At 73.6% G+C, this 16,983-nt stretch carries 19 protein-coding genes; 6 read left to right on the top strand and 13 right to left on the bottom strand.

Translation table 11 applies throughout. From position 1 onward, the window contains the following. Window positions 1-3: 3 nt before the first annotated feature. The 12 genes from hisI to ACH0BZ_RS12745 all read right to left on the bottom strand — a co-directional run bounded on the left by hisI (window position 4) and on the right by ACH0BZ_RS12745 (window position 10,149). Window positions 4-357, bottom strand: a complete 354-nt coding sequence (hisI, locus tag ACH0BZ_RS12800) for a phosphoribosyl-AMP cyclohydrolase (protein WP_406898873.1) — start codon at window positions 355-357, stop codon at window positions 4-6. After that, window positions 354-1,127 carry an imidazole glycerol phosphate synthase subunit HisF gene (gene hisF / locus ACH0BZ_RS12795; RefSeq protein ID WP_406898872.1) on the bottom strand — a complete coding sequence of 258 codons (774 nt, stop codon included), beginning with the start codon at window positions 1,125-1,127 and terminating at the stop codon, window positions 354-356. The genes hisI and hisF overlap by 4 nt, the downstream gene beginning before the upstream one ends. Before the next feature lie 7 nt (window positions 1,128-1,134). Then, window positions 1,135-2,049: an inositol monophosphatase family protein gene (locus tag ACH0BZ_RS12790; RefSeq protein WP_406898871.1), complete on the bottom strand. Its 915-nt coding sequence runs from the start codon at window positions 2,047-2,049 to the stop codon at window positions 1,135-1,137. A 55-nt stretch (window positions 2,050-2,104) separates the two neighbouring features. After that, window positions 2,105-2,854 (bottom strand): bifunctional 1-(5-phosphoribosyl)-5-((5-phosphoribosylamino)methylideneamino)imidazole-4-carboxamide isomerase/phosphoribosylanthranilate isomerase PriA, encoded by a 750-nt coding sequence (gene priA, locus ACH0BZ_RS12785; RefSeq protein WP_406898869.1) that lies wholly within the window; start codon window positions 2,852-2,854, stop codon window positions 2,105-2,107. Window positions 2,855-2,859: 5 nt separating this feature from the next. Then, on the bottom strand, window positions 2,860-3,135 hold the full coding sequence (locus ACH0BZ_RS12780; protein WP_406898867.1) for a hypothetical protein: 276 nt from the start codon (window positions 3,133-3,135) through the stop codon (window positions 2,860-2,862). A gap of 25 nt (window positions 3,136-3,160) precedes the next feature. Further along, complete coding sequence (gene hisH, locus ACH0BZ_RS12775; RefSeq protein WP_406898866.1) at window positions 3,161-3,826, bottom strand: imidazole glycerol phosphate synthase subunit HisH; 666 nt, start codon at window positions 3,824-3,826, stop codon at window positions 3,161-3,163. Then, complete coding sequence (locus ACH0BZ_RS12770) at window positions 3,823-5,070, bottom strand: MFS transporter (RefSeq protein ID WP_406898864.1); 1,248 nt, start codon at window positions 5,068-5,070, stop codon at window positions 3,823-3,825. The genes hisH and ACH0BZ_RS12770 overlap by 4 nt, the downstream gene beginning before the upstream one ends. A 25-nt stretch (window positions 5,071-5,095) precedes the next feature. Continuing rightward, entirely contained in the window at window positions 5,096-5,719 is a 624-nt protein-coding gene (hisB, locus tag ACH0BZ_RS12765) for an imidazoleglycerol-phosphate dehydratase HisB (protein ID WP_406898863.1), read from the bottom strand. Then, the gene (locus ACH0BZ_RS12760) at window positions 5,716-6,867 is read right to left on the bottom strand and encodes a histidinol-phosphate transaminase (RefSeq protein ID WP_406898862.1); all 1,152 of its coding nucleotides are present in this window, start codon (window positions 6,865-6,867) and stop codon (window positions 5,716-5,718) included. The genes hisB and ACH0BZ_RS12760 overlap by 4 nt, the downstream gene beginning before the upstream one ends. After that, the gene (hisD, locus tag ACH0BZ_RS12755) at window positions 6,864-8,216 is read right to left on the bottom strand and encodes a histidinol dehydrogenase (RefSeq protein ID WP_406898860.1); all 1,353 of its coding nucleotides are present in this window, start codon (window positions 8,214-8,216) and stop codon (window positions 6,864-6,866) included. The genes ACH0BZ_RS12760 and hisD overlap by 4 nt, the downstream gene beginning before the upstream one ends. A 145-nt stretch (window positions 8,217-8,361) precedes the next feature. Further along, window positions 8,362-9,081, bottom strand: a complete 720-nt coding sequence (locus tag ACH0BZ_RS12750; RefSeq protein WP_406898858.1) for an ABC transporter ATP-binding protein — start codon at window positions 9,079-9,081, stop codon at window positions 8,362-8,364. A gap of 27 nt (window positions 9,082-9,108) precedes the next feature. Beyond that, window positions 9,109-10,149, bottom strand: a complete 1,041-nt coding sequence (locus ACH0BZ_RS12745; RefSeq protein WP_406898856.1) for an FtsX-like permease family protein — start codon at window positions 10,147-10,149, stop codon at window positions 9,109-9,111. A 156-nt stretch (window positions 10,150-10,305) separates the two neighbouring features. Here ACH0BZ_RS12745 and ACH0BZ_RS12740 point away from each other — a divergent pair, with 156 nt between their 5' ends. From ACH0BZ_RS12740 to ACH0BZ_RS12730, 3 genes are all read left to right on the top strand, one after another. Next, window positions 10,306-11,544, top strand: a complete 1,239-nt coding sequence (locus tag ACH0BZ_RS12740) for a sensor histidine kinase (RefSeq protein WP_406898855.1) — start codon at window positions 10,306-10,308, stop codon at window positions 11,542-11,544. Continuing rightward, on the top strand, window positions 11,541-12,173 hold the full coding sequence (locus tag ACH0BZ_RS12735) for a response regulator (protein ID WP_406898854.1): 633 nt from the start codon (window positions 11,541-11,543) through the stop codon (window positions 12,171-12,173). The genes ACH0BZ_RS12740 and ACH0BZ_RS12735 overlap by 4 nt, the downstream gene beginning before the upstream one ends. Window positions 12,174-12,594: 421 nt before the next feature. Continuing rightward, entirely contained in the window at window positions 12,595-14,112 is a 1,518-nt protein-coding gene (locus ACH0BZ_RS12730) for a lamin tail domain-containing protein (RefSeq protein WP_406898852.1), read from the top strand. Between the two features lie 41 nt (window positions 14,113-14,153). Here ACH0BZ_RS12730 and ACH0BZ_RS12725 read toward each other — a convergent pair whose 3' ends face one another. Beyond that, the gene (locus ACH0BZ_RS12725) at window positions 14,154-14,618 is read right to left on the bottom strand and encodes a serine/threonine protein kinase (protein ID WP_406898851.1); all 465 of its coding nucleotides are present in this window, start codon (window positions 14,616-14,618) and stop codon (window positions 14,154-14,156) included. A 354-nt stretch (window positions 14,619-14,972) separates the two neighbouring features. Here ACH0BZ_RS12725 and ACH0BZ_RS12720 point away from each other — a divergent pair, with 354 nt between their 5' ends. From ACH0BZ_RS12720 to ACH0BZ_RS12710, 3 genes are all read left to right on the top strand, one after another. After that, window positions 14,973-15,437 carry an Hsp20/alpha crystallin family protein gene (locus ACH0BZ_RS12720; RefSeq protein ID WP_406898850.1) on the top strand — a complete coding sequence of 155 codons (465 nt, stop codon included), beginning with the start codon at window positions 14,973-14,975 and terminating at the stop codon, window positions 15,435-15,437. 240 nt (window positions 15,438-15,677) lie between these two features. Continuing rightward, entirely contained in the window at window positions 15,678-16,277 is a 600-nt protein-coding gene (locus ACH0BZ_RS12715; RefSeq protein WP_406898849.1) for a biotin transporter BioY, read from the top strand. Window positions 16,278-16,287: 10 nt separating this feature from the next. Further along, window positions 16,288-16,980 carry an energy-coupling factor ABC transporter ATP-binding protein gene (locus ACH0BZ_RS12710; protein ID WP_406898848.1) on the top strand — a complete coding sequence of 231 codons (693 nt, stop codon included), beginning with the start codon at window positions 16,288-16,290 and terminating at the stop codon, window positions 16,978-16,980. Window positions 16,981-16,983: the final 3 nt, after the last annotated feature.

Genomic DNA, 16,983 nt, shown 5'->3' with positions numbered 1-16,983 from the left:
GGTTCAGTCCTCCCCGAGAAGTGTCGCGGTGTCGAAGCAGCTGGTGGTGCCGTTGTGGCAGGCGGCGCCCGTCTGGTCGACGCGCAGCAGGACGGTGTCGCCGTCGCAGTCGAGCTGCACCTCCCGCACGTGCTGGACGTGGCCGGAGGTCTCGCCCTTGACCCAGCGCTGACCTCGCGAGCGCGAGTAGTACACCCCGCGCCGGGTGGCGAGGGTCTCGGCGAGCGCGGCGTCGTCCATCCACGCCATCATGAGCACGCGGCCGCTGGTGGCGTCCTGGACCACCGCCGCGATCAGCCCGTCGGCGTTTCGCGTCAGTCGGTCGGCGAGCCCCGGGTCGAGCACGTGGTCACTCATCGGACCGTGATCCCCTCGTCGGCCATCGCCTTCTTGACGTCGCCGATCGTCATCTCTCCGAAGTGGAAGACGCTCGCCGCGAGCACCGCGTCGGCGCCCGCGTGCACGGCCGGGGCGAAGTGCTCGACCGCGCCGGCCCCGCCGGAGGCGATGACGGGGATCGTGACGGCCGCGCGCACGGCTCGCACCATCGCCAGGTCGAAGCCGGCCTTGGTGCCGTCGGCGTCCATGGAATTGAGCAGGATCTCCCCCACCCCGAGCTCCTGGCCGCGCCGGGCCCACTCGACGGCGTCGATCCCTGTGCCTTTGCGGCCGCCGTGGGTGGTGACCTCCCAGCCGGACGGCGTGGGCTCGCCGCCCTCCGGCACGGTGCGGGCGTCGACGGACAGGACGATGCACTGGGAGCCGAAGCGGCGGCTGAGCTCGGCGAGCAGCTCGGGCCGGGCGATCGCCGCGGTGTTGACGCTCACCTTGTCGGCGCCGGCCCGCAGGAGCTGGTCCACGTCCTCCGCGGTGCGGACGCCGCCGCCCACGGTGAGCGGGATGAAGATCTGCTCGGCGGTGCGCGTGACCACGTCGATCATGGTGCCGCGGCCCGAGGACGACGCGGTGACGTCGAGGAAGGTGAGTTCGTCGGCGCCCTGAGCGTCGTAGGTTGCGGCGAGCTCCACCGGGTCGCCGGCGTCGCGGAGGTCGAGGAAGTTGACGCCCTTGACGACGCGGCCGGCGTCGACGTCCAGGCAGGGGATGACGCGTGTGGCGAGGGTCATGGCCGGATCACCGCCCGTCCTGCAGCCAGGGGCGCTGCGTCTCGGGTTCCGGCGTGGCCCAGCGGCGTCCGGCCTCGAAGAAGTTCCCGGGCTCGCCGAGTTGCCGGACGATACTCAGCACCTCGCCGTGCGCCTTCTGCCCCGCGGCCAGCACCGACGGGGAGTCGATCGCCCAGGGCTCGCCGGCCAGGTCGGTGACGACGCCGCCGGCGGCCCGCACGTGGCACACGCCGGCGGCGTTGTCCCACGGGTAGTTGCCGAAACTGATCGACGCGGAGAGCCGGCCGGAGCCGACGAACGCCATGTCGACGCCGGTGGATCCGAACTTGCGGGTCCGCGCGGCGTCCAGGGTGAGGCGCTCGAACACCTCGCGCCGGTAGGCGGGCGGGTAGGTGGCCCGGGCGCCGGTGTTGAGCGAGCCCAGCCCCAGGGCGACGTCGCGGACCGAGACGTCCCGCAGCGGGGTCACGTCCTCGCCGTTCTCCTGCAGCGTGCCGCCGGCCGTCGAGGTGAAGCGCAGGCCGAGCAGCGGAAGCCACGTGAGCCCCAGCACCGGCTGCCGGTCGTGGACGAGCGCGACGAGCATGCCGGTGGTGGGGATCCCGAGGGAGTAGTTGGCGGTGCCGTCGATCGGGTCCACCACCCACAGGGTCCCCTCGTTGACGGGCGGGCCGCCGTACTCCTCGCCGTGCACCTCGAGCCCGGTGCCCTCCCGGAGCGCGTCCGAGATCCGGCGCTCGAGCTCCAGGTCGAGGTCGATGGCGACGTCCGTGCGGGACTCCTTGGTGCGGGTGCCCTCGGTGCCCACGCCCTCGACGAAGCGGGGTGTGACCTCCTCGAGGGCGCGGACCGCTGCGGCGAGTGCCTCCGCCGGGTCGACGGGCAGGCCCGTCGGCAGGGTCGTTCCGGTCTGATCGGGCATCTCGGGCCTCCTGCTCGAGGTCGTGCGGTGGTGCTACCAGAGGGTCACGGCGCGCTCACCGGGCGCTGACGGCGGCGAGCGCCTCGGGGAGGGTGAACCGGCCGGCGTAGAGGGCCTTACCCACGATCGCGCCCTCCACCCCCTGCGGGACGAGGGTCGCGATGGCCTCGAGGTCCGCGATCGAGGAGACACCGCCCGAGGCGACGACCGGCGAGTCGGTGGCCGCGCACACCTGCGCGAGCATCTCGAGGTTGGGGCCGGTGAGCATGCCGTCCTTGGAGACGTCGGTCACCACGTAGCGAGCGCAGCCGTCGTTGTTCAGTCGCTCGAGGACCTCCCATAGGTTGCCTCCGTCGGAGACCCACCCGCGGCCGCGCAGGCGGGGCTCGCCGTCCACGACGCGGACGTCCAGTCCCACGGCGATCCGGTCGCCGTGCCGGGCGATGGCGGCCGCGCACCACTCGGGGTTCTCCAGGGCGGCGGTGCCGAGGTTGACGCGGGCGCAACCGGTGGCCAGGGCAGCGTCGAGCGAGTCGTCGTCTCGGATCCCGCCGGACATCTCCACCTTCACGTCGAGCTCGCCCACGACCTGCGCGAGCAGCTCCCGGTTGGAGCCACGACCGAACGCCGCGTCGAGGTCCACGAGGTGCACCCACTCGGCGCCGTCGCGCTGCCACTGGAGGGCGGCCTCGAGGGGGGCGCCGTAGGAGGTCTCCGTCCCGGCCTCGCCCTGGACGAGGCGGACGGCCTGCCCGTCGGCGACGTCGACGGCGGGCAGGAGTTCGAGATGCGCAGCGTTGGTCACGGTGTTCAGCCTAGTCCGTGCCCGGGACCGGGCCGGTCATCGGCCTCGCCGGGCTCGTGCGCCTCGCCGGCCACGTCGTCGCCGTACTCGGCGCGGATCGCCCGCGCGGTGACCCGGTTCGAGGCCACACCCATGGCCGCGACGGTGGCGACCAGCCCCACGAGCAGCGCCAGCGCCCGGCCGAACGGAGGGAGCGGCAGGAGCGCGACCGCCGCCCCGGTGAGCGCGAGGCCGAGCACGCCGGCGCCCGCCACGCTCAGCGCGAGGACCGCGAACGACACGGGTGTCGGGGGCTCCCCCGTCCGCCTAGCCAAGGGAGCGGATCCAGTTCTCGAGCAGGTGCGCTCCCGCGTCCCCGGACTTCTCGGGATGGAACTGCGTCGCGGACAGCGGTCCGTTCTCCACGGCGGCCACGAACCGCGAACCGTGCTCGGCCCACGTCACCATCGGGGGCCGCAGGACCTCGGACGGCTCCATCTCCCAGGTCCGCACGCCGTAGGTGTGGACGAAGTAGAAGCGCTCGTCGGCGGGCATGCCGGCGAACAGAACGGAGCCCTCGGCCGCGTCGACCGTGTTCCAGCCCATGTGCGGCAGGACGGGCGCCTCGAGGTGCTCCACCACCCCGGGCCACTCCCCGCAGCCGGGGACGCCGGGCGAGCCCTCGTGCTCGCCGTCCGCGAACTCGACGCCGCGCTCGAACATCACCTGCATGCCCACGCAGATCCCGAGCACCGGGCGGCCGCCCGCGAGCCGCTCGCCGATGATGCGCGGGCCGCGGATGGCACGCAGGCCCTCCATGCACGCGGCGAACGCCCCCACTCCGGGCACCACGAGGCCGTCTGCCTGCGTGGCGACCTTCGGGTCCGAGGTCAGCTCCACCTCGGCACCCACGCGCTCGAGCGCGCGGAAGGCCGACCGGAGGTTGCCCGAGCCGTAGTCCAGGAGCGCCACGCGTGGGGCGGGTGTCGTCATGGGGAAAGAGTATCGTCCGCCCCCGACACCACCCGATCCCGCGGGGGGCGGGTGCGGCGGGCGCCCACGGCGGCCGGGCCGCCCAGGGCCAGGACGAGACCGGCGGCGACGGCGAAGAGCACCACGTACCCGAAGCCGGCGAGCCCGCCCATGACGATCGAGCCGAGCCCGGTGCCGGCGTCGAAGGAGATGTTCCACGACGCCGAAGCGGTGCCGAGCCGCGACCGGGGCATCCGCTCGAAGGAGCCGACCAGGGCCTCGTTCTGCACGGCGCCGAAGCCCAGGCCGAAGACGACGCTCGGGAGGACGAACCACCAGGGGTTCGCCTCGGCGACCAGCAGCGCCGCGATGCCCGCCATGCCGAACGCCGATACGCCGAGGCCGGGCCACACCAGGGCGCCGGGGCCGCGGCGGTCGGAGACCATCCCGGCGACGGTGCGGCCCACGATGACGCCGGCGCCCAGCAGGCCGAGGCCCACGCCGGCGACGACGGCACCGCTGCCGGCGACGATCTGGTCCAGCGCCGGCGAAAGGAAGGAGGCGGCCGCGCCGTAGGGGACGGACACGGCGAGCATGACGAGGAACGGTCCGATGAGCAGGAGGATCGCGGCCCGCGTGCCGAGTGCGCCCGTGTCGGTCGTCTCGGGCGGGGCGGGCCGGACGTCCGGCAGGCGCGCGGCGGCGACCAGCCCCACGATCCCGAACGCGGTGGCGCTCCACGCGGCGGTCGGCAGGCCGAACGCGTCGAGCAGCCAGAGGCCGACGGGCAGGAACACGGCCTCGGAGATCCCCACGGCGAGCCCGACGAGCGAGCTGGCCCGGCCGAGCATGCCCGGCGGGGCGAGCTCGGCGACGAGGGCGGAACCGGCGACGGTCATCATGCCGAAGCCGGCGCCGCGCACGCCGCTGATCGCGAGGACGGCGAACGGCCCGTCGAACACCGCGAGCAGCCCGGAGGGCACGCCGAGAAGCGAACTTCCCACGGCCAACGCCCAGCGGTAGCCGACCGCGCGGAGGAACCGCGGCGTGAGGAGTTGGACGCACACTGTGACGGTCATGAACACGCCGGTGGTCGCCCCGGCGACGAGCTCGCTGCCGCCGCCGCGCACCACGGCGAGCGGCACCACCGGCAGCAGTAGGGAGAATCCGCCGAAGGCCAAAAGGACCAGGACGAACGCCGCGCGCACACCCGGCACCCGGAAAAGCTCGCCGAAGGTCCCCCGCGACCCGGGTCGGGCCGTCACGCCGACATCACTGCGCTCTCCCCCGTCACAGCGCGCCCTTGGTCGAGGGCACGCCGGTGATCCGCGGGTCCGGCTCGACGGCCGCGCGAAGCGCGCGGGCGACGGCCTTGTACTCGGCCTCGGTGATGTGGTGCGGGTCGCGGCCGTAGTGCACGCGCACGTGCAGTGCGATGCGGGCGTGGAAGGCCATGGACTCGAAGACGTGGCGGTTGAGGACCGTCCCGTACGGCGCGCTGTCGTGGCCGGTCACGACGTAGCCCATCATGAGGTCGGGCTCGCCGGTGTGCACGCAGTACGGGCGGCCGGACACGTCGACGACCGCCTCGGCGAGCGTCTCGTCCATGGGGATGGAGCACTGGCCGAAGCGACGGATCCCGCGCTTGTCGCCGAGCGCCTGTGCGAGCGCCCGGCCCAGGACGATCGCGGTGTCCTCGACGGTGTGGTGGGCCTCGATGTCGAGGTCGCCGGTGGCCTTGACGGTGAGGTCGAAGGCGCCGTGCTGACCGAAGGCGGTGAGCATGTGGTCGAAGAACGGCACCCCGGTGGCGATGTCGGTGACCCCGGTGCCGTCGAGGTCGATCTCCACGACGATCGACGACTCTCTGGTCGTCCGCTCGACGCGGCCCCGCCGCGCGGTCTGTTCGCTCATCGCTTCTCCTCGGTGACGGTGTCTGTGGCGGTCCGGAGCTCGGTGGCGGCCAGTTCGGCGCTCACCTCGAGCAGCCGGTCGTTCTCGCTCTCCAGTCCGATGGTCGCACGGAGGCGGCCCGGGATGCCCACGTCGCGGATGAGCACGCCGGCGTCGAGGTAGCGCTGCCAGGCCCGCGGCCCGTCGGCGAACGGCCCGTAGAGAACGAAGTTGGACTCGCTCGGCAGTACCTCGAAGCCGAGCTCCTCGAGGCCCGCGGTGACGCGTTTGCGCTCGTCGGCCAGCAACGCGACGGCGGCGAGGGTCTCCTCGGCGTGCCGTAGGGCGGCCCGCGCGGCGGCCTGGGAGATGGCGGAGAGGTGGTAGGGCAGCCGGACCAGGAGCACCGCCTCGACGAACGACGGATCGGCCGCGAAGTAGCCGAGCCGCCCGCCGGCAAAGGCGAAGGCCTTGCTCATGGTGCGCGACACGACGAGCTTCGCCGGGTAGTCGGCGAGCAGGGTGCACGCGCTGGGCGACGGCGAGAACTCGGCGTACGCCTCGTCCACGATGACGATTCCCGGGGCCGCGTCGAGTAGCCGCCGCAGGTCCTCGAGCTCCACCACGTGGCCGGTGGGGTTGTTGGGGGTGGTGACGAAGAGCACGTCGGGCCGGTGCTCGGCGATTGCCGCGAGGGCGGCGTCCACGTTGATCGCCAGGTCGGCGGCCCGCTCGACGGGGATCCACGCTGTGTCGGTGCCGGCCGCGAGGAGCGGGTGCATCGAGTAGCTGGGGACGAAACCCATCGCCGTGCGCCCGGGGCCGCCGAAGGCCTGCAGGAGCTGCTGGAGGATCTCGTTGGAGCCGTTGGCCGCCCACACCCTGTCCACGTCGAGCGCCACCCCGGTCTGCCGGGTGAGGTACGCGGCGAGGTCGCCGCGTAGCGCCACGGCGTCGCGGTCGGGGTAGCGGTTGAGGTCGGCGGCGACCTCGGCCACCGCGGCCGCGACGTCGGCGACCAGCGCCGCGCTGGGCGGGTGCGGATTCTCGTTGGTGTTGAGCTGCACGGGTACCTCGAGCTGCGGGGCGCCGTACGCACTCTTGCCACGGAGGTTCTCCCGCAGGGGCAGGGCGTCCAGGCCGACGCCGGGGTGGGGTGACGTCGTCACGGCTGCTCCCCCTCGTCCACACGGGCCACCCCGAGGTTCTCGAACCGGGCGCGCACCGCCTCTCCGTGGGCGGGCAGCCGCTCGGCGTCGGCGAGCGCCACCACGGTGGGGGCGATCTCCTTGAGCGCGGCCTCGTCGTAGTCCACCACGTGGATGCCGCGCAGGAAGGTCTGGACGCTCAGGCCCGAGGAGTGCCGCGCGGTGCCCGAGGTGGGCAGGACGTGGTTCGAGCCGGCGGCGTAGTCGCCGAGCGGGACCGGCGAATATGCGCCGACGAAGATCGCGCCGGCGTTCCGGACGCGCGCCGCGTCGGCCGCGGCGTCGCGGGTCTGCACCTCGAGGTGCTCGGCGGCGTAGGCGTTGACGACCCGCAGGCCGGCCGGGATGTCGTCGACGAGCACGGTCCCGGACTGCGGGCCCTCGAGTGCCTCGCGCACGCGGTCGGCGTTGAGCGTCACGGTGTAGCGGGCCCCGATCTCGCGGTCGACCGCGTCGGCCAACTCCTCCGAGTCGGTGACGAGCACGCTCGCCGCGTCGGGATCGTGCTCGGCCTGGCTGATGAGGTCGTAGGCGAGGTGGACGGGGTCGGCCGAGTCGTCGGCGAGGATCGCGATCTCCGTGGGGCCGGCCTCGGAGTCGATGCCCACGACGCTGCGGCACAACCGCTTGGCGGCGGTCACGTAGACGTTGCCGGGGCCGGTGACGATGTCGACCGGCTCGAGTTCCTCGCCCCCGGTGTCCTCGCCGCCGTAGGCGAGCAGGGCCACGGCCTGGGCGCCGCCCACGGCCCACACCTCCTCCACTCCGAGCAGCGCGCACGCACCGAGGATGGTGGGGTGCGGCCAGCCTCCGAAGTCGGCCTGCGGCGGGGAGGCCACGACGAGCGAGCCGACGCCGGCGACCTGGGCGGGGACGACGTTCATGATGACGCTCGACGGGTAGACGGCCTTGCCGCCGGGGACGTAGAGGCCCACGCGCTCGACGGGCACCCACTTCTCGGTGACGAACCCGCCCGGGGCCACCTCGGTGACGGTGTCGGTGCGCTGCTGCGCGGAGTGCACGATGCGGGCTCGCCGGATCGCCTCGACGAGTGCCTCGCGGACGTCGGGATCGAGGTTCTCCTCGGCCTCCGTGAGGACCTCGGCCGGGACCCGGACCGAGGCGGGCCGGACGCCGTCGAACGTCTCGCCGTGGTCCAGTGCCGCCGCGGCCCCGTGCTCGCGGACCGCCTCGACCACCGGGCGCACGGTGTCGACGACGGAGTCGACGTCCGCCGCGCCGCGCGGGAGGGTGCGGCGCAGCTCGGCGGTGCCGAGGGTACGGCCGCGCAGGTCGATGCGGGAGAGCATGGTGAGGCCTTTCCGTGGGGACGCGGAGATGAACGGGGCGCCCGGCACGCGGCCGGCGCCCCATTCCAGTCTAGGTGTGCGTGCGGCCGTGGCCTCGCCGAGCATCACCCGGACGGGGCGGCGAGCGCAGGCCCCGACCCGGCCCTCACACCGGGGCGCCGTCGACCAGATGCATCCGGGAATCGCACCGAGCGGCCACGGCGGCGTCGTGGGTGACCAGCATGAGCGCCACGTCGACCTCGTGTACCAGGCCCAGTAGCAGATCCGTCACGGCCGCGCCCGCCTCGGTGTCCAGGGCGCTGGTGGGTTCGTCGGCCAACAGCAGGGCCGGGTCGTTCATCAGCGCGCGCGCCACGGCGACGCGCTGCCGCTGACCACCCGACAGCGCGCCCACGGTTCGGTCGCCGGCCGCCCCGAGTCCCACCAGTTCTAGCAGCTCGCGGGCCCGGTCCCCGGCCGCGCGGCGTCGGGCCCGCGAGGGCCGGCCGTCGAGCCACGCCATCGCCTCGAGTTGCTCGCGCGCGGTGAGCGAGGCGAGCAGGTTGGACTGCTGGAACACGATCCCGATCTCGGTGCGGCGTAGCTCCGCGGCGCGGGCGCGGGACACGGTGGCCAGGTCCACGGGCCCGGCACCGGTCGCCAGCCACACGTGGCCGGAGTCGGGGCGGGTCAAAGTGGCGGCCACGGCGAGCAGGCTAGATTTGCCGGAGCCGGACGGGCCGGTCACGGCGAGCGATTGGCCGCGGCCGATCTCCAGCGAGACGTGGTCGACGGCGGCGACGCGGCTGTCGCCGTCGGGGTAGGTGAGCACGACGTCGTCCATCGCGAGGGCGGTGCGGGCAGGGGCGAGCAGCGGGGCGGTCATCGGGGGCACTCCTAGGGGTGTAGAGGATCAGCGCAGGGCGCCGAGGGCGGTGGTGGGGTCGGCGGCGACGACGGGGCGCAGCGACACGGCGGCGCCGGCCAGGCCGAGGACGGCGAGGAGCGCGGCCGGGGCCAGGGTGGTCGCGGGCGAGACGACGAACGGCACGGCCCCGGCCGCCCACAGTCCGACCAGCGCGGCGATCCCGACGCCGCCGGTCACGCCCACCACGAGGACGATCGCCGCCTGCCCCACCGAGTCGCGCACCACGGCGCGGGTGGAGGCGCCGAGCGCCTTGAGTACGGCGACGTCGCCGCGCCGCTGCATGCCCCACACGGCGAAGAACGCACCCACGACCAGGGCCGTCACGGCCAGCAGCATGATCGTCATGGTGTTCAGCGACGTGGCCTCGGCCTTGTGCGAGGGCAGGGCGCCGACGAGCCCGTCGCCGTCGACGATCGTCGTCGCCGGCACCGCGGTCGCCGTCCCGGCCGGCACCGCGACGAGGGTCGCCGCCCCGCCTCGGGGCGCGAGGCCGCGCCACGTGTCCAGGTCGGTGACGACGACGGGGGTGTGCGAGTGCCAGAGGTCGCCGACCGCGCCGGCGACGCGCAGAGCGTGCTCCCCGGAGCGGATCACGGCGGCGCCGGCGCCCACCTCGTCGTCGATCTCCGGGGACACCAGCACCTCCCCCGGCGCGGGCGGGGTCACCTCTCCCACCTTCCCGGCGAGGCCCAGGGCGACGGCGGAGACACCGGTCTCGGTGCCGTCGTCGAGGCGCACCCGCGCGAGTCCGACGGGCACCGCCCCGGGCGTCCCGGCGGTGACGGCGGTCACCTGCTCGTCCGACAGTGCGGCTCGGTCGAGGTCGACGGGCCCGGACTCCTCGGCGGGCAGGACGAAGTCGGCGCCGCCGGCGCCGAGGGCCCTCAGGGCGGACACACTCTGGTGGGCCAGGCCGGCGGTGAGGCCGAGCAGGCCGGCCACCAGGACGGAGAGTAATAGCACGACGCCTGTGATGAGGGCGAAGCGCCAGCGGGCGGTGCGCAGGTCGCGGAGCGCGAAGAACACGGTCGGGGTCCTCTCGTGACGGGGTCCCCTCCACCCTCGCCCGCGTCGGCACCCCGGCGGATCGCCCGGGAGACCGGTTCCTCGTCCGCGGACGATCGAGGCCGGGTCCATCGTTCGATGGATGCCCGCGGCGGTGACTCCGGCTAGCGTCGGGGCGTGACCCGCGTGCCCGACCCTTCCACCGAGGCCGCGCCGCCCCCGGAGTCGGCGGGCGTGCGCGCCGTTTTCGCGCAGCTCCAGGTGGCGCTGCACACGCTGGTGGCCGCGCTGCTCGCGCTCACGCTGGTGGCGGCGCACAGCCGCATCGACGCCGCGCTCGACGTGGGAGTGGTGCTCGCCGCGGCGGGCTTCGCCGCGGTGTACGTGGCCGGTACGGTCCGCGAGCGGCGCAGGGCCACCACCCGGCCGGCCCGCCTGGCCTGGCTGGCCGCGGTGCTCGGCCTGTGGGCCGCGCTCGTCGTCCAGGTGCCCGAGGCCGCCTACCTGGCGTTTCCGCTGTTCTTTCTCTCCCAGTTCCTCCTGGGCGTGTGGCCGGGCGTGGCGGCGGTGGCGGCGCTCGCCGCCGTGGCGGTGCTGGCCCTGGCCATGCATCACGGCTTCACGCCGGCGGGCGTCGTGGGCCCCGTGGTGGGCGCTCTGGTCGCGCTGGGCCTGGGCGCCGGCGTCCGGGCGTTGCACCGCGAGTCGCAGGCGCGTCGCGCTGTGATCGCCGAGCTCGTGACCGCGCGCTCCGAACTCGCCGCACGCCAGCGCGAGGTTGGCCGCGAGGCCGAGCGCACGCGGCTGGCCGGCGAGATCCACGACACGGTGGCCCAGGGTCTGTCGAGCATCCAGATGCTCCTGCACGCCGCCGAGCGCACCGACCCCACCCACCCGGCCACCGGGCAGATCCGACTGGCCCGCGAGGTGGCGGCGGACAACCTCGCCGAGACCCGGCGCCTCATCGCGGCGCTGCGGCCGGCCCCGCTCGAGGGGGTGGCGCTCGCCGACGCCCTCGGCCGCGTGGCGGATCGGACCCGCGCGGAATACCCGGGGATCGCGGTGGAGATCGACGGCACGATCGGCGTCGAGCCGCCCGCCGAGGTCGCGGCCGCGCTCGTGCGGGTGGCGCAGGAGGCACTGGCCAACGCCGCCCGGCACGGCGCGCCCACCCTGGTCTCCCTGCTGCTCGAGGAGGCCCGGTCCACGGTCTCGCTGACGGTGACCGACGACGGCTGCGGCTTCGACACCTCCGCCCCGCGCGCCGCGGCCGCCTTCGGCCTCGACGGGATGGCGCGGCGGGTGGCGGATCTGAGTGGGGAATTCGGAGTGGAGTCGGCGCCAGGCTCGGGGACCGTGGTCCGCGTGGTGCTCCCGGTGCGCGGCTCTACCGGCGTCGAGGAGGATCAGGGGTGACGACGACGAGGGTGCGCGTGCTCATCGCGGACGACCACGCCGTGGTACGGACCGGTCTCCGAGCACTACTGGCTTCCGAGCCGGACGTCGAGGTGCTCGCCGACGTGGCCGCGGCGGAGGACGCGGTCGAACGGGCACGGATCGGCGACGTGGACGTGGTGCTCATGGACCTGCGCTTCGCCGGCGACGCCACGGCCGGCGTCCGCGCCACCCGGCGGCTGCGCGAGCTCGCCACCGCTCCCCAGGTCCTGGTGCTGACCAGCCACGACACGGACGCCGACATCCTCGGCGCGGTCGAAGCCGGGGCGTGCGGCTACCTGCTCAAGGACGCCGCTCCCGACGAACTGCTCGCGGCCGTCCGCGCGGCTGCGGCCGGCGAGAGCGCGCTCTCCCCCACTGTCGCCGCGAGGCTCCTGGGTCGGCTCCGCGATCCGCGGCCGGTGCTCACCGACCGCGAGGCCGAGGTCCTGCGCGCCGTGGCCGCGGGCGCCACCAACCGGCAGGCCGCCGCCTCGCTCCACGTCTCGGAGGGGACGGTCAAGACGCACCTCGTCCACATCTTCGACAAGCTCGGCGCGACCTCTCGGACCGCGGCGGTGGCGCGGGCACGCGAGCTCGGGATCCTATGAGAGAGCCCTGTCGCCACCGTGCGGGAAGTCCTACCGTGATCGCAGCCCTGGTCCCGGCGATCATCGGGGCCGTGCTGTGGCTGTCCGGCAGGGACTCCGGACGCGACAACGGAGCGTGATTGCCCCACCAGCGCGACCCCGGCGATGGGCCCGTCTCGACCGCCTATGAGCCGCCTGGGCCTTAGGGCCCGCGCCCGCGGCCACCGTTGACCTGTCGGCTCGGCAAGGGGCCGCCGGATACACGGCTCGACCGACCAGGTGACCGGCGACGCGGCGGCGAGGTGACCGTCCCGAGGTGACGGTGGCCTTGCCTCCACGCGGCGTTCAGGTCGTCGTCACATCCCGTCCAGCTCCCGGGCACCGGGGGCCCGTACGGTTCGCGCCGACCTACTCAGAAGCGATCCGTCCGAAAGGCCCGCCGATGCGCCTGCGCCCCCCGTCCTCCGGCATCCTCGCCGTCGCCCTCGCCACCTCCACCGTCGTGGGGGTGCCCGTGCTCGCGGCCGCCGCGCCTCCGGCCACCGCCGACGACATCGTCATCAACGAGGTCGAGTCCAACGGCGACCCGGTGGGCGACTGGGTGGAGCTGGCCAACACCAACACCGAGCAGGACCTGGACATCTCCGGCTGGACACTCATCGACAACGACCCGACCCACGTGCCGTACACCTTCGCCGAGGGCACCGTGATCGAGTCGGGCGGCTACCTCTCCGTCTACACCGACGAGGACCCGGACGGATTCGGCCTGGGTGGCAACGACTCGGTGACCCTTCGCGACGCAGACGGCGAGATCGTCGACCACACCGAATGGTCCGGCCACGCCGCCACCACGTGGGGCCGTCTGCCCGACATGACCGGTGAGTTCGCCGTCACCGGCGAGCCCACCCGCAACCTGCGCAACGTCGCCCCGACCTCCGAGGACCCGATCGAGACCTCGCCGTGGCCGTTCGACCCGCAGGACATCACCGCCGTCGACCTGGGCGGCGACTTCGCCGGCGACGACATGTCCGGCGTCGACCTGGCCGCCGACGGCACCGCGTACGTGGTGAACAACGGGACCGGCACGCTCTACGTCCTGGACCGCGACGCGGAGACGGACACGTACGAGATCGCCCGGACCCACGTCCTCGCCTACGCCGACGGCACCGGCATCCCGGACGCCGAGGGCGTCACCGTGACCCCGGACGGGGTCGTGTACGTGGCCACGGAGCGCGACAACGCCGACAAGAGCACCAGCCGCCCGTCCGTCCTGCGCTACACGCTGCCCGCGGACGCCACCACGGGCGAGCTGCGCGCCGAGGCGGAGTACGACCTCTCCGGGATAGTCGGCGAGATCGGCGCCAACGCCGGGCTCGAGGCCGTCCAGTACCTGCCGGACGCCTGGGGCGGCGCATTCGCCGTGGGCGTCGAGGGAACCGGCGCGGTGCATTTTGTGCAGCTGGGCGCCGACGCGTCGGTAACGGAGAAGCAGACCTACGCGTCGCCGTTCCAGGGGGTCATGGCGCTCGACCTCGACGAGGCCACCGGAGTCCTCCGCGTGCTCTGCGACGAGGTGTGCGAGGGCCGCTCGCTCGAGATGACCTTCGACGGCACCGAGTGGACCACCGACGGCACCCTCTACGCCCGCCCCGCCGCGATGCCGAACATCGCCAACGAGGGCTTCGCCTCGCATCGCGAGACCGTCGCATGCACCCTCGACGGCGCCGAGGGCACAACCACCCGGGTCCGGCTGCTGTGGGCCGACGACGCCGCCACTGACGGCGTGGGCCTGCGCACCGCGGTCGGCGAGCCCGGCGAGTGCGAAGCCGCCGACTCCGGGCCGGTCGCCCCGGGCTCGCTCGGCGGGGCGACCTCGTCCGTCGAGGGCTCGCTGGCGGCGATCGGGTCGACCGTCACCGCGAACTCGGTCGCCGGGCTGGCGCCGCTGCCGCCGCGCTGACCGACGACCTGTGCGGGCGGGAACGACGGGCCCGGGTGCCCTCAGTAGATGTGGACCACCGCGTTGTTCCCGCCGGTACAGGTCACCACGCTCCCGCCACTGCAGGACATGGTGTAGGTGCGACCGGTGACCGGGCTGTAGGCCCAGACGACCATCGAGCCACCACTGCCTCCCGAGGAGAGGTAGCTGGAGCGGACGGCGACCGCGAACTCGCACGAGGTGACCGACGATCCCACGGCCACTCGCGAGTACTGGCCACCGCCGGTGTCCGCACACTCGTAGGCCCCGGAGGGTCGGGAGACCCGCGGGGCCTGGGCCGGTGCGACCGGCTCGGTCGGCGTGACCTCTCGCTCGGCGGTCGCGGTCTCGGTGGCGACCACCGTCGACGTCTCGGGCGCCGCGGACCCTCCCGTCAGCCCGGGGAAGGCGAGATAGCCGACGGCCCCGATGAGTCCGATGATCGTGACGGCCATGAGCGTGAGGAGCACGGCCAGCCCGGCTGACATCCCCTGTCGCGGTGGCGGCGCGCCGTAGGCCGAGGGCGGCACCTGCGCGAACTCCGAGGTCTGCGGGGAGCCCCAGTGCCCGCCCCCGCCGGAGGTGCCACCGGCGCCATGGGCATCCCCGTATGCGGTGTCGTCGTCCCATCTGGGACCCGGATCCCGGCCCATCTCTTACCTCCCGGTTTCCCCGGATCGCCTCTTCCGTCGAGACGAGTATGAGCCTCAGCTTACTGCTAGATACATCAACGGATGACCACTCCGGGTTGAGTCGGGAATACTCAATTCTGACGGTTGGTTGAACCGAGTGCCACCCGGCGCCGCCGGGGGCGAGACGACCAGTCCCGAAGGAGACCAGCCATGGCCACCAGCAACCGCTTTGATCCGTTCCGCGAGCTCGACCGCCTCCTCGGCGAGGGGCTGCGCAGCGTGAGTGGGTCCACCACCCTGCCTATGGACCTCTACAAGGACGGCGACCGCTTCGTCGGCCTCATCGATATGCCCGGTGTGGACCCTGCGTCGATCGACATCGACGTCGAGGACCGCACCCTCACCGTCCGCGGCGAGCGCCGCGCCCCGGCCGCCGGTGACGCCCAGTGGCTGATGCACGAGCGCCAGTCGGGCACCTTCGCCCGCCAGCTCGCGCTGGGCAAGGGCCTGGCCACCGACCGGATCGAGGCCGACTACACCGACGGCGTGCTCCGCTTGGTGATCCCGGTGGCCGAGGAGGCGCAGCCGCGCAAGATCGCCGTCACCCACGGCGCGCAGAAGTCCGAGCAGCCGCAGATCGTCGACGGCGACGCGCGCAGCGAGAGCGAGAACTGATCGCAGCGACGAACTGACGCCTGGAATGCCCCCGGCTCCCTGCGGGCCGGGGGCTTCTCGTCGCCCCATACTGTGCCTCGTCTGGCCGTAGGAGGGCACGGCGGGCATCACGCGGGGCATCCCATCCAGGTTAGGGAGGGATTTCCGGGACCGGCGCGAACGCGGGACAATGTGCAGATCGCGGGCGCCGGCCCGCCCCCGAGCCCCTTAGTCCCTGAGTCCCTGAGCCCGAGGAGTCCAGTGAGCACGTCCATCGACCGGTCCGACGCCCGCGGCGCCGGCCGAAGCGCCACCCGCGATCTCGCGCAGATCGCGGTGTTCGCCGCCCTCATCGTGGTCCTCGGTCTGCCCGGACAGCTCACCATCGGGACCGCGGGCGTACCCATCACCCTGCAGACCCTCGGCGTGATGCTCGCCGGCTCACTGCTCGGGTGGCGCAAGGGTGCCCTGGCGGTGGTCACCGTGATCGTCATCGGCCTGGCCCTGCCGGTCCTCGCGGGCGGGCGCACCACGCTCACCTCCCTGGCCGGCCCCACGGCGGGCTTCCTCGTGGGCTGGCTTCCCGCGGTGATTGTGATCGGCCGGCTCACCGCGTGGATGATGCCGCGCTACCGGGTGCTGCCCGGCCTCGTCGTCAACATCCTCGGCGGCATCCTCGTGCTCTACGCCTGTGGCGTGGCCGGCATGCTCGTGCGCACCGACCTCACCCTGGGCGCGGCGGTTGCCGCCAACACCGCGTTCCTCCCCGGCGACGTCCTTAAGGCCGTCGTCACCGCCCTCGTCGCGGCACAGGTCCACAGGGCGCGTCCCGGCCTGATCCCGCCTCGCCGCAGGGCGTGACGGCCCCGCCATGACGGAGATCCGCTTCGCCGGCGTCGGGCACTCCTTCGGCGACCGCACGGTTCTGGAGGGCATCGACCTCACGCTCACCGAGCGGCGGATCGGCATCGTGGGGGTCAATGGCGGCGGCAAGTCCACGCTCGCTCGGATGATCAACGGCCTGGTCGTTCCCGAGACCGGCACCGTCACCGTCGACGGCCTCGACACCCGTCGCAAGGGTGCGCAGATCCGCAGGCGCGTCGGGTTCTGCTTCACCGATCCCGACACCCAGATCGTCATGCCGACGGTGGCCGAGGACGTGGACTTCTCCCTGCGGCGCACCGGGTTGAGCCGGGAGGAGCGGCGCCGACGAGTCGAGCAGGTCCTCGACCGGTACGGCCTCGCCGACCACGCCGATCACCCCTGCCACCTGCTCTCCGGCGGTCAGAAGCAGCTGCTGGCGCTGGCCGCGGTGCTGGTGACCGAGCCGTCGGTGATCGTGGCCGACGAACCCACCACCCTGCTCGACCTGCGCAACCGCGCGCTGGTTGCCGAGACCTTCGCCGGCCTGCCCCAGCAGCTCGTCGTGGTGACGCACGACCTGGACCTGGTGGCCGACTTCGACCGCGTCCTCGTCGTCGACGCCGGCCGCGTGGTGGCCGACGACGCCCCCGCCCCCGCCCTCGCCGCCTACCGGCGGCTGGCCCTGGACACGGGGCGCTGAGGC

It is taken from the genome of Dietzia sp. 179-F 9C3 NHS (assembly GCF_045369825.1).
Lineage (GTDB): Bacteria > Actinomycetota > Actinomycetes > Mycobacteriales > Mycobacteriaceae > Dietzia.
This window is presented reverse-complemented; position numbering and strand designations above follow the sequence as displayed.

What these genes read in the sequence shown, in the direction of transcription:
- hisI (WP_406898873.1), bottom strand. Translation starts at nt 357, where the DNA reads ATGAGTGACCACGTGCTCGACCCGGGGCTCGCCGACCGACTGACGCGA.
- hisF (WP_406898872.1), bottom strand. Translation starts at nt 1,127, where the DNA reads ATGACCCTCGCCACACGCGTCATCCCCTGCCTGGACGTCGACGCCGGC.
- ACH0BZ_RS12790 (WP_406898871.1), bottom strand. Translation starts at nt 2,049, where the DNA reads ATGCCCGATCAGACCGGAACGACCCTGCCGACGGGCCTGCCCGTCGAC.
- hisH (WP_406898866.1), bottom strand. Translation starts at nt 3,826, where the DNA reads ATGACGACACCCGCCCCACGCGTGGCGCTCCTGGACTACGGCTCGGGC.
- hisB (WP_406898863.1), bottom strand. Translation starts at nt 5,719, where the DNA reads ATGAGCGAACAGACCGCGCGGCGGGGCCGCGTCGAGCGGACGACCAGA.
- hisD (WP_406898860.1), bottom strand. Translation starts at nt 8,216, where the DNA reads ATGCTCTCCCGCATCGACCTGCGCGGCCGTACCCTCGGCACCGCCGAG.
- ACH0BZ_RS12750 (WP_406898858.1), bottom strand. Translation starts at nt 9,081, where the DNA reads ATGACCGCCCCGCTGCTCGCCCCTGCCCGCACCGCCCTCGCGATGGAC.
- ACH0BZ_RS12730 (WP_406898852.1), top strand. Translation starts at nt 12,595, where the DNA reads ATGCGCCTGCGCCCCCCGTCCTCCGGCATCCTCGCCGTCGCCCTCGCC.
- ACH0BZ_RS12725 (WP_406898851.1), bottom strand. Translation starts at nt 14,618, where the DNA reads ATGTCAGCCGGGCTGGCCGTGCTCCTCACGCTCATGGCCGTCACGATC.
- ACH0BZ_RS12720 (WP_406898850.1), top strand. Translation starts at nt 14,973, where the DNA reads ATGGCCACCAGCAACCGCTTTGATCCGTTCCGCGAGCTCGACCGCCTC.
- ACH0BZ_RS12710 (WP_406898848.1), top strand. Translation starts at nt 16,288, where the DNA reads ATGACGGAGATCCGCTTCGCCGGCGTCGGGCACTCCTTCGGCGACCGC.